Source organism: candidate division KSB1 bacterium, from assembly GCA_034506395.1.
In the GTDB taxonomy this organism is placed as follows: domain Bacteria; phylum Zhuqueibacterota; class Zhuqueibacteria; order Thermofontimicrobiales; family Thermofontimicrobiaceae; genus Thermofontimicrobium.
Genome location: JAPDPQ010000007.1, coordinates 94,307 through 110,393 on the forward strand (window position 1 = coordinate 94,307; position 16,087 = coordinate 110,393).

Sequence of the window (16,087 nt, forward strand, 5' to 3'; positions counted from 1 at the left end):
GCTTTATGCAGCAAGAAAAAAAATTTAAGCTATCTAAGGATGAAATATTAAAAGATCAAAAAGATTTTAACAGAATATTTAAATTCGGCACAATCATTTCTGGTAAGCATGTTGATCTTATTTATCTCAGCTCTGATGATTTTAAAATTGGATTTATAGTCAGAAGAAAAATTAAGAGAGCTGTTGATAGAAATAAATGTCGTCGTATTTTAAAAGAAGTTTATCGGTTAAATAAGGAAAAATTTCCAAGAAACTTAAAAATTTTATTATCAGCTAAAGTCAAATTTTCTAATTATTGGGCAATAGAGAAAGAAATTAACATATTGCTCAGTAAGATTTTCTAAATATAGTACCTTTTTATATAATTCAATATGTTGTAATCTTTAGCATGAAAAAGATTTTATTAACATTGATAAAAACATATCAAAAATTTATTTCTCCATCTTTACCTCCATCATGCCGTTTTACTCCCAGTTGCTCAGAATACTGCTATCAAGCGATAGAAAAATACGGATGTATCAAAGGAGTGGCACTTTCGATATGGAGAATTCTTCGATGTAATCCGTTTCATCCTGGCGGTTATGATCCACTAAATTAATATTCAGAATATATCTGGAACAAAAAAATGGATAAGAGAACAATTTTAGCATTTTTGCTCATTGGGCTTATTTTGATATTCACCCAGACGAAATTTTATAGAGATCTCGTTATGCCTGCCAAAGTTGCTGAAAAAGAAATAAGCCCAGAAGATTCTCTTGGGACTAAAGATGATATAAAACCCGTCTCCAATAATATTCAGCAGAGCAGATCGGAAAGTGAAATTCAATCACTAACTCTTCAACAAGAAAAGAAAACTAATCTTATCGCTGATCTGTTTAAACCTGCTCATCAGGAATTGAAAGAGGATTTTGTTGTAGAGACTGAAAATTATATTGCTCGCATAAATCCCAAGGGAGCAGTAATCAAGAGTTGGACTTTAAAATCATTTTCCTACCAGGATTCGAGCAAGGTCCAGTTAATTCAAAAAGAAGGTTATGGAAATCTAGGTCTATTTTTCATTTCTAATGGTGATACTATTTCATGTGATGATTCGATTTTTGAATCAGATAAAAGCGAGATTCGTTTTGCGTCTGGAGCTTTAGTTGATAGTGTCAAATTTATTTTAGATATTGGGAATCAACAGCGGTTGATCAAAACTTATGTATTTTATAATGATCAATACATTATCGATTTAAAAATAACGTTTCAGAATATAACAAATTTTCTGGATAATCAACAATACTACCTAACATGGAAGTCTGGCCTTGCTTACACTGAATTAGATTATTCTGGATATTTTGATAAGGAGGATATAAATAATTCTAAAGCTTATGTCTTTCAAGGTGGGAGTCGAGAAGAGTTAAGTTTGCCGAATAAACCTTTTGAGAGTAGGTCTCGTTCAGATTTTAGCGGGGTGGTCGATTGGGCAGCGATCCGTACGAAATATTTTGCGATGATAATGCTTCCCAATAAAGATTTAATCGTAGAACCGACCCTTTATGGAGAAACATCTCCAATTTACACTGATCCAAAATTAAAAGATCGTGTAAACAAAATTTATTCGATTTTCCTCAAATGCACGATCTCAGGCAGTGCGCTGATTAACATTACCCACCAATTTAGAGTTTACGTAGGTCCTCTTGACTATTACATCATTAAAAAATACCATCCAACGCTTGGAAAGATCATGGATTTTGGGATGGCCATTATCCGTCCTTTCGCCAAGTTGGTGTTGCGTTCTTTTGTTTTTCTCCATTCATTTATTCCAAACTATGGGATCGTATTAATCGTATTTTCGATTTTAGTTAAGATTATTGTCCATCCTTTGACAAGAAAAAGTTACGTTTCAATGCAAAAAATGCAAATGCTTCAGCCGAAATTGAATGAATTAAAGGAGAAATATGGTAAAGATCCCCAGCGGCTGAACAGAGAGACGATGAAGCTTTACAAGGAAGCTGGAATTAATCCTTTGAGTGGGTGCTTGCCAACTTTATTGCAGTTACCTTTGCTCTGGGCAATTTTCATCGTTTTTAGAAATACCATTGAATTGCGTGATGCGGCGTTCATCTGGTGGATCAAAGATTTATCAGCTCCGGATACTGTGCTGAAATTGCCGTTTTCGATCCCATTTTACGGAGATTTATTAAATATTCTGCCGATCTTTATGGGGGTAACGATGTTCATTCAACAAAAGATGACCATGAAAGATCCCAAACAAAAAGCAATGGTCTATTTTATGCCGATATTTTTGACTTTGCTTTTTAATAGTTTTCCTTCTGGTTTGAATTTGTACTATGCGCTTTTTAATTTATTCTCGATACTACAACAAAAGTATTTACCTCCAAAAGAGATTGAAGTGGCAGAGCCATCCAAACAAACCAATGCGAAAATTAAAAGTCGCGGATTAAAAAAAAGATAGCCTTTTTCAAAAGTACTCATCTCGGCAAACTCGATAATGAATATAAGCCCTATCTCTTATGGATGGGGCTTTTTATATGGATTGAGAAGTATGCAGAAAGAAGATACGATCGTCGCCATAGGTACGCCTCCCGGCTATGGGGCAATTGCGGTGATTCGTTTGAGCGGGCCAGAAGCAATTAGAATTGCCGATAAGATTATTAAAGCCAGGAAACCGATTGCCAGTTTAGCGCCATGGACAGCGATTTTGGGCAAGGTTGTCGATGAAGGATTGGTTGTCGACGAGGTCATTGCCATTGTTTACAAAGCCCCCCGTTCGTATACTAAAGAGGATATGGTCGAGCTGATGTGTCATGGTGGCAGATTGGTAGCTCGGCGGATCATGGAGATTGCATTGAAGCATGGCGCTCGATTAGCACAGGCTGGCGAGTTTACTTTGCGCGCGTATTTGAATGGACGCATAGATCTTTCACAAGCAGAGGCAGTAGCAGATCTGATTCAGGCGAAAACTGAGGCAGGTTTGCGCGCAGCCATAGTTCAACTAGAGGGAACTTTATCTAAAGAAATAAATACCATCATCAGCAAGATCGTGGATGTGTGTTCGCTTTTGGAATTGGAGTTAGACTTTTCAGAGGAGGACGTTCAGTTTGTTGATCGTGAGAGGTTGATCTATCTGATTGGCGAAGCAGAGCAGTTTCTTGAAACATTATGCTTAAGTTATCGCTATGGAAAATTTGCCCGTGAAGGAGCAAAAGTTGTTATAGTGGGAAAACCCAATGTTGGAAAATCGAGTCTATTTAATTTGCTCGCCAAAGAAGAACGGGCGATTGTCACAGATATTCCAGGGACCACGAGAGATCCTCTTGAGGTCCAATTGGATATTAATGGCATTCTGTTTCACATTTTCGATACTGCAGGAATTAAGCGCGCGAGCGATCCAATTGAAGCAGAGGGGATTAGATTATCAAAACGGCATTTAGAGCAAGCCGACATTGTTATTCATTTGTTCGATGGTTCTCGTCCGTTGGATAATGAAGATTATGAGATAATGAATATGATTCAGCAGATGAAACAGATAGTTTTGATGAGAGTAATAAATAAAATCGATTTAAAACTAGAAATTGATGGTGACGAGATTGCTGAGCAGGGTATTCCTCTGATAAGGATCTCAGCGATTCAAGGACAAGGGGTGGATGCAATCGAACGGCGTTTATTTGAAATAGTAGATAAGGAACGACACAGCTATTCGCAGGGGCAAGCTTTCATTACAAATATCAGGCATCGAGAATTATTATCGAATGCCTTAGTGACGATTAAACAGGCCAAGATGGAAGCCGAAAAAGGCGTTTCATCAGAGTTTCTTTCCGTCTATTTGCGGGAAGCATTAAATCACCTTGGGCAAATAACTGGCAAAGTAACGAGTGAAGACATCTTAAACAATATATTTGCAAAATTCTGTATTGGAAAATAGCCTCATTATGTTTCACGTGGAACATTTTCATGCAAGACTTGGGGAGCGTTAGAGCACTATTGGGTTGTTGATGCGATATGATTGATCCTCAAAAAAAATATGATATCATTGTTGTAGGAGGGGGGCATGCTGGGTGTGAAGCGGCCTTGGCGGCGGCAAGAATGGGCATGAAAACCCTTCTGATAACCATGAGCATATCCAATATTGCTCAGATGTCATGCAATCCAGCGATCGGTGGTTCTGCCAAAGGTCACTTGGTCCGAGAACTTGATGCGTTGGGTGGAGAAATGGGACGAGCCATAGATGATGAGGGGATCCAATTTAGGATGCTCAATAGATCGAAAGGACCGGCTGTGTGGGCGCCGCGAGCTCAGGCGGACCGAATTGGATATGCCAATCGAATGCGCTTGGCTTTGGAAGCTCAGGACAATCTTGAGATAAAGCAAGCTATGGTCACTGGATTGATCGTTAAAGATAACAAATGCATCGGGGTTAAGATCTTTACTGGTACACAAGTTTTAGGTCGTGCTGTTATATTAACGAATGGAACGTTTCTAAATGGATTGATTCACATCGGACTTTTTAGTTATAGTTCAGGGCGAGCTGGGGAATTTGCAGCAACTGGTTTGACAGAGGATCTCCATCGTCTTGGAATTTTTCATGGTCGTTTGAAAACTGGTACTCCCCCGAGAATTGATGGGAGAACAATTAACTTTAACAAATTAGCGGTTCAGTACGGAGACGAAGATCCTACACCATTTTCATTTCAAACTGAAAAAATTGTGCAACCCCAAGTCCCCTGTTATCTAACGAGCACAAATGAGCAAACTCATCGGATCATTGCTTCAGGATTTGATCGCTCGCCGCTATTTACGGGAAGAATTATTGGGATCGGCCCTCGCTATTGTCCGTCGATTGAAACCAAAATCGTTCAATTTCCAGACAAGAATTCCCATCAGATTTTCCTTGAACCCGAGGGAAGAAATTCAAAGGAGTTTTACGTAAATGGATTTGCTACGAGCTTGCCAGAGGATATTCAATTTCAAGCGCTCAGAACGATTCCCGGTTTGGAAAATGCTGAAATAACTCGATTGGGTTATGCGATTGAATATGACTATTTCCCCCCAAATCAATTAAAGATCACATTGGAGACAAAAGCAATAGAAAATTTATATTTTGCGGGTCAGATCAACGGAACCTCTGGCTATGAGGAAGCAGCCGTGCAGGGTTTTGTTGCAGGTGTGAATGCAGCGCTGAAGATCAGCGGAAAAGAGCCATTTGTTCTGATGCGATCTCAAGCTTATATCGGTGTATTGATCGATGATTTGATCACCCGAGAAATTATAGAGCCATATCGAATGTTCACTTCGCTGGCCGAATATCGATTGCTTTTGAGGCAGGATAATGCTGATCTGAGGCTTACAGAGATCGGATATGGTTTGGGTTTGGTGTCGAATTCATTGTATTCGCGGGTCAAGCAAAAGCAGCAAATGATCGAGCGATTCATTCATGACTTTAAAAAACTCATGATCAGCCCTAAAATCGCCAATCCCTTGTTGGAGCAAAAGCAAAGCGCTCGAATTGAGGAGAGTGAGAGTTTATACAATCTCATCAAACGTCCTGAGATCAGATTGTCGGATTTTAATGGAATAATAGCTCATCCGATTTTCGAATCATGTGAAGATCGAAAGCTGATGAGAGAAGTGGCTGAACAAGTTGAGATCGAGATTAAGTATGAAGGCTATTTTGATCGTCAGTATCAGCAGGTGAAGCGGTTTGAAAGTATGGAAAACCAATATATTCCCAAATCCATTGATTATGATGCCGTCCGATCGTTGTCAAAAGAGGCTCGTGAAAAACTAAAGCATATCCAGCCGCATTCGATTGGTCAGGCGTCGAGGATCGCTGGTGTATCGCCAGCAGATATTGCGGTATTATTGATTCATTTAAAAAAAGTTAATGCTAATGTTTCACGTGAAACATCATATTTCGCATCGAATGAAAATTAGCATGGTCCCTGAGTTTTCAAAATATCGAACCCCGAAACGAAGTTCCTTATTAATGCGAATGAGTCGAATGAGGCCATTTTTATCTGCAGCAGGAATTTTAGTCGATGAAGACCAGGAAAGATTGTTTCAACAATATATCGAATTACTTTTAGATTGGAATAAAAGAACAAATCTAATATCACGGAAAGATGAAAGTCATATTGTTGAGCATCATCTTTTTGAATCTTTGGCATGTCTGTTATCTGTGAAATTTCTGCCAGGTCAAAGAATCGTTGATGTTGGCAGTGGCGCAGGATTTCCCGCAATCCCACTTGCTATTATGTGCCCCGAGAATCAATTTCTCCTGATTGAATCGAAGCGGATGAGAATGCTCTTTTTGAAAGAGGTTATTTTTCAATTGAATCTGAATAACGCTGAAGTGATTGGGGAGCGTGTCGAACATATTGCTTCGATGGAGGATTATCAGGAGAAGTTTGATATTGCTATCAGCCGCGCCGTAGCAAGCTTGGTTGTTGTATATCAATGGGTAAAAAACCTAATTAAGCCTGGGGGTTATTATTTAGCGTGGAAAGGAGGGGATGTTCGCGTGGAAATTGAACAACTGATCAGAATCGAGCGACAATTATCGGTTGAAATCCTGCCGATGAATGCAGCGCTTATTCCTCCAGAAAGTAATAAGCTTTTTGTTCAGGTCAATAAACAGGCTTTGTGAAAATTTAAAAATTCTAAAATTTGAACCGTGAAATGTTTTGATGATGCTTCTATATAAGGTTTAGTAGAGAGGTTAATTTTGAGACGAAAGGTTTTTTTGTGAGAGTTAAAAGATCATATTAAGCATTCAGTTTCATTTGTGATTTTCAAATAAGGAGAGCAAAATTGGAATCGAGCGTATTTGAAGAATTGAAAAATTTGGTCACAGAGCAAAGAAATCCTAATACGATGGATATTGATTCTAAATCTGTGGAAGAGATCCTGCGGATCATCAATAATGAGGACAAAAAAGTCCCGCTGGCTGTTGAAAAAGAAATCCCTTACATTAAGCAGGCTGTGGAAATTATCGTCGAAGCCTTCAAAAAGGGTGGGCGATTGATTTATATTGGAGCAGGGACAAGTGGCCGCCTTGGGGTATTGGACGCATCCGAATGTCCGCCGACGTTTGGAACAGATCCCGAGATGATACAGGGCATCATTGCTGGTGGATATAAGGCTTTGGTGCGCGCTCAAGAAGGCGCTGAGGATAAGCGGGAGCAAGGCGGTTTGGACTTGATGCAACTAAATTTTACAGCAAAAGACGTGGCCTGTGGTATTGCCGCAAGTCGCCGAACACCTTATGTGGTTGGGGCAATTGAAAAGGCCAGAGAAATCGGCGCAAAGACAATTTACATCACTTGCACACCGCGTGAAGAAATGAATTTGGACGTGGACGTGGCGATTTGTCCAGTTGTTGGACCAGAGGTGATTATGGGATCCACTCGAATGAAAGCTGGAACGGCACAGAAACTGGTTTTGAATATGTTGACAACAACTGCCATGATTCGGTTGGGAAAGGTTTATGGCAACATGATGGTGGATCTCCAAATGAATTCTAAAAAATTAGAAGAACGCTCGAAACGGACGGTAATGATGGTGACCGGGGTTGATTATGAAACTGCCAGTCGCGTCTTAAAGCAGGCCAAGGGTCATGTGAAAACTGCCTTGGTAATGATTTTAAAGAATGTGGATCGGGAGGAGGCTCAACGTCGGCTAATTCTCGCTGATGGATTTGTTCGGAAGGCAATTGAAAGCTAAACAGCGATGGTTGGACGAGATATCATTGATCAAATAAAAAAATCGCAAGTGCTTCAACAGGTCATTAGCGAGACGGATTTAAAATCTCAAATCTTGATCAAGGGATTAGCGGGGTCCCTGAAATCAATTTTTCTAGCGATTCTGTTTGAGCACAAAAAGCGGCCAATTCTTTATGTAACGGCTGATGAAGACCAGGAGGAAATGGTTCGCGAGGACCTGGAACTGATTTTAGGAAGCTATTTTATTGTCCATTTTCCCCAGTTGCATGGTCTTGCTTTTGCTCGAGGGTTTGTGGAACTGAATCGCAAAGGGCAATTCCTTTCCGCCATCGAGCAATTGATCCAGCAACCAAATCGAATAGCAATTACGAGCGCAAAAAATTTGGTCTTCAAGTTGCCTGCTGTGGATCAGATGATCCAACGAAAAGTTATTCTTTCGACTGGAGAAAAATGCGATTTTGAACGATTAAAGGTACAATTAATCGAATTGGGTTTTAATCGAGAGAGCGTGGTTGAAAACCCAGGGGAAATGAGTGTCCGCGGGGGACTTATCGATCTATTTCCCATTTCCAGTGAGTATCCATATCGTGTAGAATTTTTTGGTGACACCATAGAATCAATTCGAATTTTTAATCCCGCAACGCAGCGATCCATACAGTCCGTATCTGAAATTCGCATTTATCCCCAGGACTTTGAGAATGGAGCTGATCCTTCAGCTAGTTTTTCAGCAATGTTATTTGAATATTTTCCCCCCGGGAGCATAATTTTTTGGGATGAACCAGAAGTAATCAAAAAAGATATTGACTCGATCAATCTATATGCATCAAAGAATAATGTAGCGAATAATCGCAATAAAGACGATATAATAGATGTTTTCAAATATGATGAAATAGCAAATAAATTAAGATTATTTACAATTATTGATTGCAATTCTTTATTAAGCGATACAACGCCCGATCTTTATCGTTTTCACTGTTATCCTCAGGAAGTTCTAAGGGGAAATTTGCAGATTTTAAGACAAAAAATACATGCTTATTGCCAGAAAGGAACGATTGAAAATAGTTCAATATCGAAAATTTATTTTTTATGTGATCATGATAGTCAGGTAGAGCGATTAGATGAGATTTTTGAAAGCGCCGAGATCAAGTGTGATCGGCTGATGATTAGAAATTTTGGACTCAACCAGGGATTCATTTTTGACGAAGTTGGATTAGTCGTATTTACAGATAATCAGTTTTATGGCCGTCCCGTGCGTGGGCGCAGGCGCAAAAAATTTTCGCGCGGTTTGACGCTGAACCAGCTTCTTTCGCTGAGCGTCGGAGATTTTGTGGTTCATGTCGATCATGGGATTGGTCAATATCAAGGCTTAAAAAAGATCACAGTCCAGGGTCATGAGCGAGAATGTTTGAGCATTGGTTATCGAGATGGCGATATCCTCTATGTCCCGTTAGATCGTATGGATCGCGTGCAGAAATATTCTGCAAAAGAAGGAGTTGTGCCGACATTAAGCAAGCTTGGGAGCAAGGATTGGGAACGGCTTAAGCATAAGACGAAGAAGCACATTAAAGATATTGCCAGAGAGCTCATTGCTATCTATGCTCAGCGCAAGGCGCAAAAGGGATTTGCATTTTCAAAGGATACCTTATGGCAAAAAGAATTGGAAGCCTCTTTTGAATATGAGGACACACCCGATCAAAAGCGTGCTACTGAAGAGATTAAGCGCGATATGGAAAGCGAATATCCAATGGATCGCTTGGTTTGCGGAGATGTTGGATATGGAAAAACTGAAGTAGCTGTGAGAGCAGCATTCAAGGCTGTAAACGATAATAAACAAGTGGCGATTTTGGTCCCGACGACTGTTTTGGCGCTCCAGCATTATAATTTATTTAAAGAACGATTGGCCCGCTATCCGATCACTATCGAGATGTTGTCGCGGTTTCGATCTCGCAGCGAACAACAAAGAATTGTGGAGTTACTTAAAGCTGGGAAAATCGATATTGTGATCGGAACGCATCGTTTGCTGTCGAATGATATCAAATTTAAAGATCTGGGTTTGCTTATTATTGACGAAGAACATCGCTTTGGGGTGAGCCATAAAGAGCGATTGAAGAAATTGCAACTCAATGTTGATGTAATTAGCATGTCGGCAACACCAATTCCCAGAACCCTCAACATGGCTATGCTCGGCATTCGCGATATGTCATTGATTGCAACTCCCCCAAAAGACAGACTCCCCATTCACACTGAAATCATTCCTTTCGACAAAAAACTGATCCGAGCAGCGATTTTAAGGGAGATTGAACGGGGGGGACAGGTTTTTTTTGTCCACAATCGGGTTCAAACTATTGAAGGAATCGCCAATTATTTGCGTCGACTCATGCCTGAGGTGAGCTTCGGTGTCGCACATGGCCAGATGGATGAGCGCGATTTGGAGAAGGTAATGTGGGATTTTGCGACGCAAAAATTTCATTGTCTGGTGTCGACCATGATCATCGAGTCGGGATTAGATATTCCAAATGTGAATACAATGATCATTAATCGGGCGGATCGATTTGGTTTGTCGCAATTGTATCAATTAAGAGGTCGAGTGGGGCGGTCGAACCAACGGGCTTATGCTTATTTGGTGGTTCCTCCGATTCAAATGATAAATCGAAACGCGATAAAGCGATTACAAATAATAGAAGAGCTCACTGAACTCGGAGCTGGCTTCAATATTGCGATGCGGGATCTTGAAATTAGGGGTGCGGGTAATATCTTTGGGGCGGAGCAGAGTGGGCATATCATCGCTTTGGGGTACGAGATGTATGTGAAAATCATCGAGCAGGCCATACAGGAACTGAAATTGGAGCAACAGGGCTTGTCAACGCAACCGAGCCAACCGCGTGAAGAAACAAAAGTGGAAATCGATCAGGACGCGTTCTTGCCAGATGATTTTATCGATCCCGCTGAATTGAAAGTCGATATCTATCGCCGTTTAGCGAATTGTTCCGATCTGGAGTCGGTAGAGCAGATCGAACAAGAGGTGATCGATCGATTTGGAAGATTACCTGCTCCTGCGAAAAACTTGTTTAATTTTGTTGCATTAAAGATCATCGGTACTATTTTGGATTTTCGTTTGATCAAAATATCAGATCATACATTGAAAGCTTATTTTGCAAGAGAATTCGGCGGTTCCTCGCCTCGGGAACTTATAGAAAATAAGGTTTGTTCAATCATGCAAAAAGCAGAAGGAAACTTCTATTTTGTTCAGGAGGGCAAAGGCGGACTCGGCCTGCACATCGATATTCCCCGGGATGAGCTTGATCCCATTGCTTATGGTAAAGACTTCTTAAAGCGCCTGATATGAATCAATTGTTATCATTGAACCGGTTTGTCATGAGGCATAAAGAGTCAATTCTAAATGGAGGAAAAATGAACGTCTCCATCATGTACCGAATTATGCTCTATCTTTTGTTCTTGGCTATTATTTTCTCTGGATGCAAGCGCGAGAAAGCAATAGTGGCGAGAGTTGCTACCACTGCAATTACCATCGGGAATTTTGAAGATGAGTTTGCGAAAGGAAAAACTGCGGAGGATATTAAAAAAGCAACTCTGGAAGACAAAAGGAAATATTTGGACCAAATGATCGACCACCGACTTAAGGTGATCAACGCCTATCAATTGGGATTAGATACCACAAAAGCGATTAGGGATCAGCTAAAAACGCGATCGCAAGGGGAGATGTTCAAGCGATTGGTGGAGTTGCAGGTTATTCAAAAGATTGTCCCAGAGAACGAGCTTATCACTTATTATGAAAATTCGAAGCGAGAGGTAAAGATAAAGCAAATTGTGGCCAAATTTGACGCGAAGGATCCACAATCCAAGCAATCTGCCTTGGAGCGCATCAAACGCGTAGAGAGACGGCTAAAAAATCGCGTGGAGTTTGAGAAGCTTGCGAGAGAGTTTTCCGAAGATCAAGAAACCGCACAAAAAGGAGGTGACAAGGGCTACTTAAAGTGGGGGGTAAATTCTGGTAACAATCCGATATATGTCGCTGCCTTTCGTATGAATGAGAACGAGATATCCCCGATAATTGAAGCCGAAGATGGGTATTATATTGTCAAAGTGATGGACATTAAAACATATAATAGCCCATCTTACTTACAACAAAAAGAACGAATTCAGCGCATGTTTTATTCCCTGAAAAATAAGGAAATCGAAGATGCGTATTATGCATATCTCGATAAATTGCGAGAAAAATATCGGCTAAAATTCAACGATCAGGCAATAGAATTCTTGCTTCAAAACTACTATGGAGCAAATCAGGATACCAGCTCGATTTCTGCATCTCAGCCAAGTGATAGGCGGAAAAAACAATTGAATATTGATAGTGTGGCGGCAGAGCATTCGAAACTTGTTTTGGCAAATTTTGTTACTGGAGAAATAACGATTCAAGATCTCGCTGACGAGATCAAAAATATTCACCGCGCGCGACGTCCCTATTTTAAAACCCCAGAAGAGATTAAAAATTATCTCAATGCCAGATTAGTCCCAGTATTTTTATTGGAAAAGGAGGCGAAGCGTCTTCATTTGATTCGCGATGAGCAAGTACAGAGACAAGTTAGAATTTTTAAAGAGAATTTAATGCTTCGGGATGCGCAAAAAATTCAGGTTGAAAACAAGGTAAATGTTACCGACGAGGCCATGATCCAATATTATCATGCCCATCGATCTGACTATATGCATCCTGAAAAACGGGAGATTCAACAAATTTTCGTCAAGGATCAAAAATTAGCTGAGACTATCGCCAAGTTAGCGCGCAAGGGAGCTGATTTCGATCGATTATTTGGGAAATATAATGAAAAGGAATCGCTCAAAGAGACGCGCGGGAAATCGGAAATCACTGCTGGACGAGCGGTTTTTGGTAAACCGTGTTTTTCGATTGAGGTGGGACAAGTCACCGATCCGATTAAGCTGGGTGATGGTTATTTCGTGAATAAAGTGTTGCGGGTCATTCCACCAACAGAAATGACTTTTGATGAATGCAAGCAATCAATACAGTCCAAGCTGCGGCGCATTGCAGTCGAAAACCGAGAACAAGAATGGGTCTCTGAACTTCGAAAACAGATCGATTTTGTAGTTTTCGATAACATCTTGGCCAAGTCTTTCACAAATTTTACCCACCAACAATATGTGGCTTATGAGTGATTGGCTGGTAGATGATCGGATTGTTTTGCCCATATGAATTATTGCCAAGACTGAGATCTTTGTTTCGAATCAAAAAAATGCATGATCGAGCGTTATTTCAATTTGTTTGATGAAGCGAATTGCTGAAAGGATGGTCATTCGTGTCTGGAAGTGGATTGAATAAAGGAAAAGTTTTTTTTGTTTTGATGGTGAGTTTGCTGGTTGCGTGCAAATCTTCCAATCGAAACATCCCTAAAGAAAAGCAGCCAATTGTCACGATCGAAGATGGTCAACTCACATTAGATGATCTGTTGGGAGCAATACCTATTTCGATGCAATCGCGCGTCTCGATCGAGCAAGTCAATAATTACATTCAACAGTGGATGGAAATGGAGTTGATCTATCGGGAGGCGCTGCGAATTGGATTGGATAAAGATGAAGCATTTTTAGCTGAACTGGAGAAATCCAAGCGGAACCTCCTGGTTCAGTTCTATATGGACAGGTATCTAGCGGAAAATGAGAAGCCAAGTGATGAAGAGGCGATTAGTTATTACAATGAGAATAAGGAGAGCTATCGGCTTGAGACGGATGAAGTGAGGGCGCTTCATATTTTGGTTCAGTCACAAGAAGAGGCGGATAAGGCGTATCAGCGGATCAGTGGTGGGGAGTCATTTGAAATAGTGGCTCGCCAGGTGTCGATCGATTATGTGGAGAATCAACGGATCGATCTGGGGTATTTTACCCGAGATGAAATTTTGCCAGAGTTGGCTGCAGTGGTTTTTGAAGCTAAAGCTGGGACGGTCACGCGGCCCATTAAATCATCATTGGGTTATCATATATTCAAAATTGTGGATCGCAAATCTCGGGGAAGCTATCGAGAATTCGATGCGGTGAAGGATCAGATTTCGGCGCGACTAAGTTTTATTCGGAGAAATGAGCGGTACAGGGATTTAATTATTGGTTTGAGAAATAAAACGAACTATAAATTTTATATTGAGCCGCTCCGAGAATTTTTTAAAGATTCGACTTTTCAGTTGTCTAATGAGATTGTAAATCCGACCCGTTAATTGGAGTATAACGTGCTATGCGAAAACTATTTTTTATTTGTTGGATGATGATTGCCGCGAATAGTGGATTTGCGCAGCAATTGCTTGATAAGGTGGTGGCGGTTATTGAAAATGAAGTCATCTTGCAATCAGAATTGCGGCAGTATGCGTTAAATATCGCCTTCCAAATGCGGATTGATCCTCGGCGAGAGCCTGAACGATTCGAACAATTAGAGCGTGAGACGCTTCAAAATTTGATTAACCAGAAAATTTTATTGGCCAAGGCCGAAGAGGATAGCATTCAAGTTGAAGATCGTCAGGTTGATTCCGTATTGGAAGAGCAAATTAACCGGATGATCCAGCAGGTTGGTTCTGAGCAAAAACTTGAAGAACAGTTGGGAATGTCAATCAGCAAACTCAAGCGCAATTTTCGAGAGGAGGTCCGAAAAAACCTCCGGGTTGAAAAATTGCAGCAGACCAAATTTGCTGAAATAAAGATTAGTCGCCGGGAGGTTGAAGAACTTTATCACGCAATGAAGGACAGCTTGCCAGAATTGAAAGAGACAGTGGACATTAGTCATATTTTGATCAGTATTAAGCCCGGCAATACTTCAGAACAACTGGCCCGACAGAAAATCACCGAATTATTGAAGCGAGTGAAGGACGGCGAAGACTTTGCTGAGCTCTGCCGCAAATATTCTGAGGACCCAGGGAGTGCTGCCAGAGGCGGAGAGATCGGATTCATGGAGCGAGGGGATTTTGTTCCTGAATTTGAAGAAGTAGCTTTCTTATTAGAGCCAGGACAATTTTCAGATATTGTCAAATCCCGCTATGGCTTTCATATCATCCAATGCCTTGATCGCAAGGGGGATAAAATTAATGTGAGGCACTTGCTAATTCGACTTGAACCTACGAATGTCGATGAGGTAGAAACTGAGAAAAGGGCACAGGAAATCCGTGCAATGCTCAATGATCCAGCGAATGATTTCGCTGCCCTGGCGAAGCAATATTCAGATGATGAGAGCACTCGTGACCAGGGTGGACATTTAGGCCTTTTTGAGACCGAAAACTTGCAATTGGCTGAATTTAAAACCGTAATCGATACTTTGAAGCCAGGAGCAATTTCCCAGCCGTTTAAAACGAAATATGGCTGGCATATTGTGAAATTGAATAGTAAGCAGGAACCTCGCCCCATTGATTTGCGGACCGATTGGGAACGGATTGAGGCTTTTGCGCTAAATATCAAACGCCAAAAGCAATTTCAAAAATGGCTGGAGGAAATAAAGAAAGATGTATATGTCGAGGTAAAATTGGATTGAAACCAATTCAAGTTCAGATGATTGCGGTCATAATTGTTTTGAAAGGAATTTTGACTTGGCTATGAGAAATGTTTTTTATCTTATTTTATTAGCCATTATCCTCATTCCAACCATCGGTGGCAGTCAAAACTTAGATAAAAAAAGCCTATTCACCATCGCCCGCCTGAAATACCAGGGGGGCGGCGATTGGTACAATGATCCTTCAATTATTCCGAATTTGTTGGCTTTCCTCGCTCAGGAGACCAACATCCATACCGCTGTTGATGAGAAAAAAGTCGAGATCATGGATCAGGATTTTTTTGCATATCCTTTTATATTTATGACCGGTCATGGGAGGATCACTTTTTCCGATGATGAGGCGCAGCGGTTGCGGAAATATTTGGTCAACGGCGGCTTCCTTTATGCTGATGATGATTATGGGATGGATAAATATTTTCGGGCAATGATGAAAAAGGTCTTTCCCGATAAAGATTTGGTCGAATTGCCGTTCAATCACCCAATTTATCATTGCCATTTTCATTTTGCTCAAGGCGTTCCCAAAATACATGAGCATGATGGTGGCCCTCCTCATGCTTACGGTATTTTCCATGAGGGTCGAATGGTTGTATATTACACCTTTAACACCAATATTTCTGATGGCTGGGCGGATCCAGATGTTCATAAGGATCCCGAAGAGGTGCGGCTTCAGGCGTTGAGGATGGGGGTCAATATCGTGGTGTATGCATTGACGAATTGATGAATAATTTGCTAATTTAAGTCAATGGGAGATTGGGGAAGCTGGCACTATTTGATTATCCAACGATTTTGATCAAGCTAATTTTTAAATGTCGAT

12 protein-coding genes are annotated in these 16,087 nt (G+C 40.8%); all 12 read left to right on the forward strand.

Annotated elements, in window-relative coordinates; genetic code table 11:
* The first annotated feature begins 5 nt into the window (after positions 1-5).
* Positions 6-344, forward strand: a complete 339-nt coding sequence (gene rnpA, locus ONB37_06585; protein MDZ7399809.1) for a ribonuclease P protein component — start codon at positions 6-8, stop codon at positions 342-344.
* Positions 345-388: 44 nt separating this feature from the next.
* Positions 389-598, forward strand: coding sequence for a membrane protein insertion efficiency factor YidD (gene yidD, locus ONB37_06590; protein MDZ7399810.1), 210 nt, complete (start codon positions 389-391; stop codon positions 596-598).
* Positions 599-625: 27 nt separating this feature from the next.
* On the forward strand, positions 626-2,458 hold the full coding sequence (gene yidC, locus ONB37_06595; GenBank protein ID MDZ7399811.1) for a membrane protein insertase YidC: 1,833 nt from the start codon (positions 626-628) through the stop codon (positions 2,456-2,458).
* Positions 2,459-2,548: 90 nt separating this feature from the next.
* Positions 2,549-3,928 (forward strand): tRNA uridine-5-carboxymethylaminomethyl(34) synthesis GTPase MnmE, encoded by a 1,380-nt coding sequence (gene mnmE / locus ONB37_06600; protein ID MDZ7399812.1) that lies wholly within the window; start codon positions 2,549-2,551, stop codon positions 3,926-3,928.
* Between the two features lie 77 nt (positions 3,929-4,005).
* Positions 4,006-5,937 carry a tRNA uridine-5-carboxymethylaminomethyl(34) synthesis enzyme MnmG gene (mnmG, locus tag ONB37_06605; GenBank protein ID MDZ7399813.1) on the forward strand — a complete coding sequence of 644 codons (1,932 nt, stop codon included), beginning with the start codon at positions 4,006-4,008 and terminating at the stop codon, positions 5,935-5,937.
* A 67-nt stretch (positions 5,938-6,004) separates the two neighbouring features.
* Positions 6,005-6,649 (forward strand): 16S rRNA (guanine(527)-N(7))-methyltransferase RsmG, encoded by a 645-nt coding sequence (gene rsmG, locus ONB37_06610; protein MDZ7399814.1) that lies wholly within the window; start codon positions 6,005-6,007, stop codon positions 6,647-6,649.
* 164 nt (positions 6,650-6,813) lie between these two features.
* Entirely contained in the window at positions 6,814-7,725 is a 912-nt protein-coding gene (murQ, locus tag ONB37_06615; protein MDZ7399815.1) for an N-acetylmuramic acid 6-phosphate etherase, read from the forward strand.
* Between the two features lie 6 nt (positions 7,726-7,731).
* Complete coding sequence (gene mfd, locus ONB37_06620; protein MDZ7399816.1) at positions 7,732-11,070, forward strand: transcription-repair coupling factor; 3,339 nt, start codon at positions 7,732-7,734, stop codon at positions 11,068-11,070.
* A 65-nt stretch (positions 11,071-11,135) separates the two neighbouring features.
* The gene (locus tag ONB37_06625) at positions 11,136-12,911 is read left to right on the forward strand and encodes a peptidyl-prolyl cis-trans isomerase (GenBank protein ID MDZ7399817.1); all 1,776 of its coding nucleotides are present in this window, start codon (positions 11,136-11,138) and stop codon (positions 12,909-12,911) included.
* 155 nt (positions 12,912-13,066) lie between these two features.
* Positions 13,067-13,957: a peptidyl-prolyl cis-trans isomerase gene (locus ONB37_06630; GenBank protein MDZ7399818.1), complete on the forward strand. Its 891-nt coding sequence runs from the start codon at positions 13,067-13,069 to the stop codon at positions 13,955-13,957.
* Between the two features lie 17 nt (positions 13,958-13,974).
* On the forward strand, positions 13,975-15,255 hold the full coding sequence (locus ONB37_06635) for a peptidylprolyl isomerase (protein ID MDZ7399819.1): 1,281 nt from the start codon (positions 13,975-13,977) through the stop codon (positions 15,253-15,255).
* A 61-nt stretch (positions 15,256-15,316) separates the two neighbouring features.
* Positions 15,317-15,991 (forward strand): DUF4159 domain-containing protein, encoded by a 675-nt coding sequence (locus ONB37_06640; protein MDZ7399820.1) that lies wholly within the window; start codon positions 15,317-15,319, stop codon positions 15,989-15,991.
* The last annotated feature ends 96 nt before the right edge of the window (positions 15,992-16,087 follow it).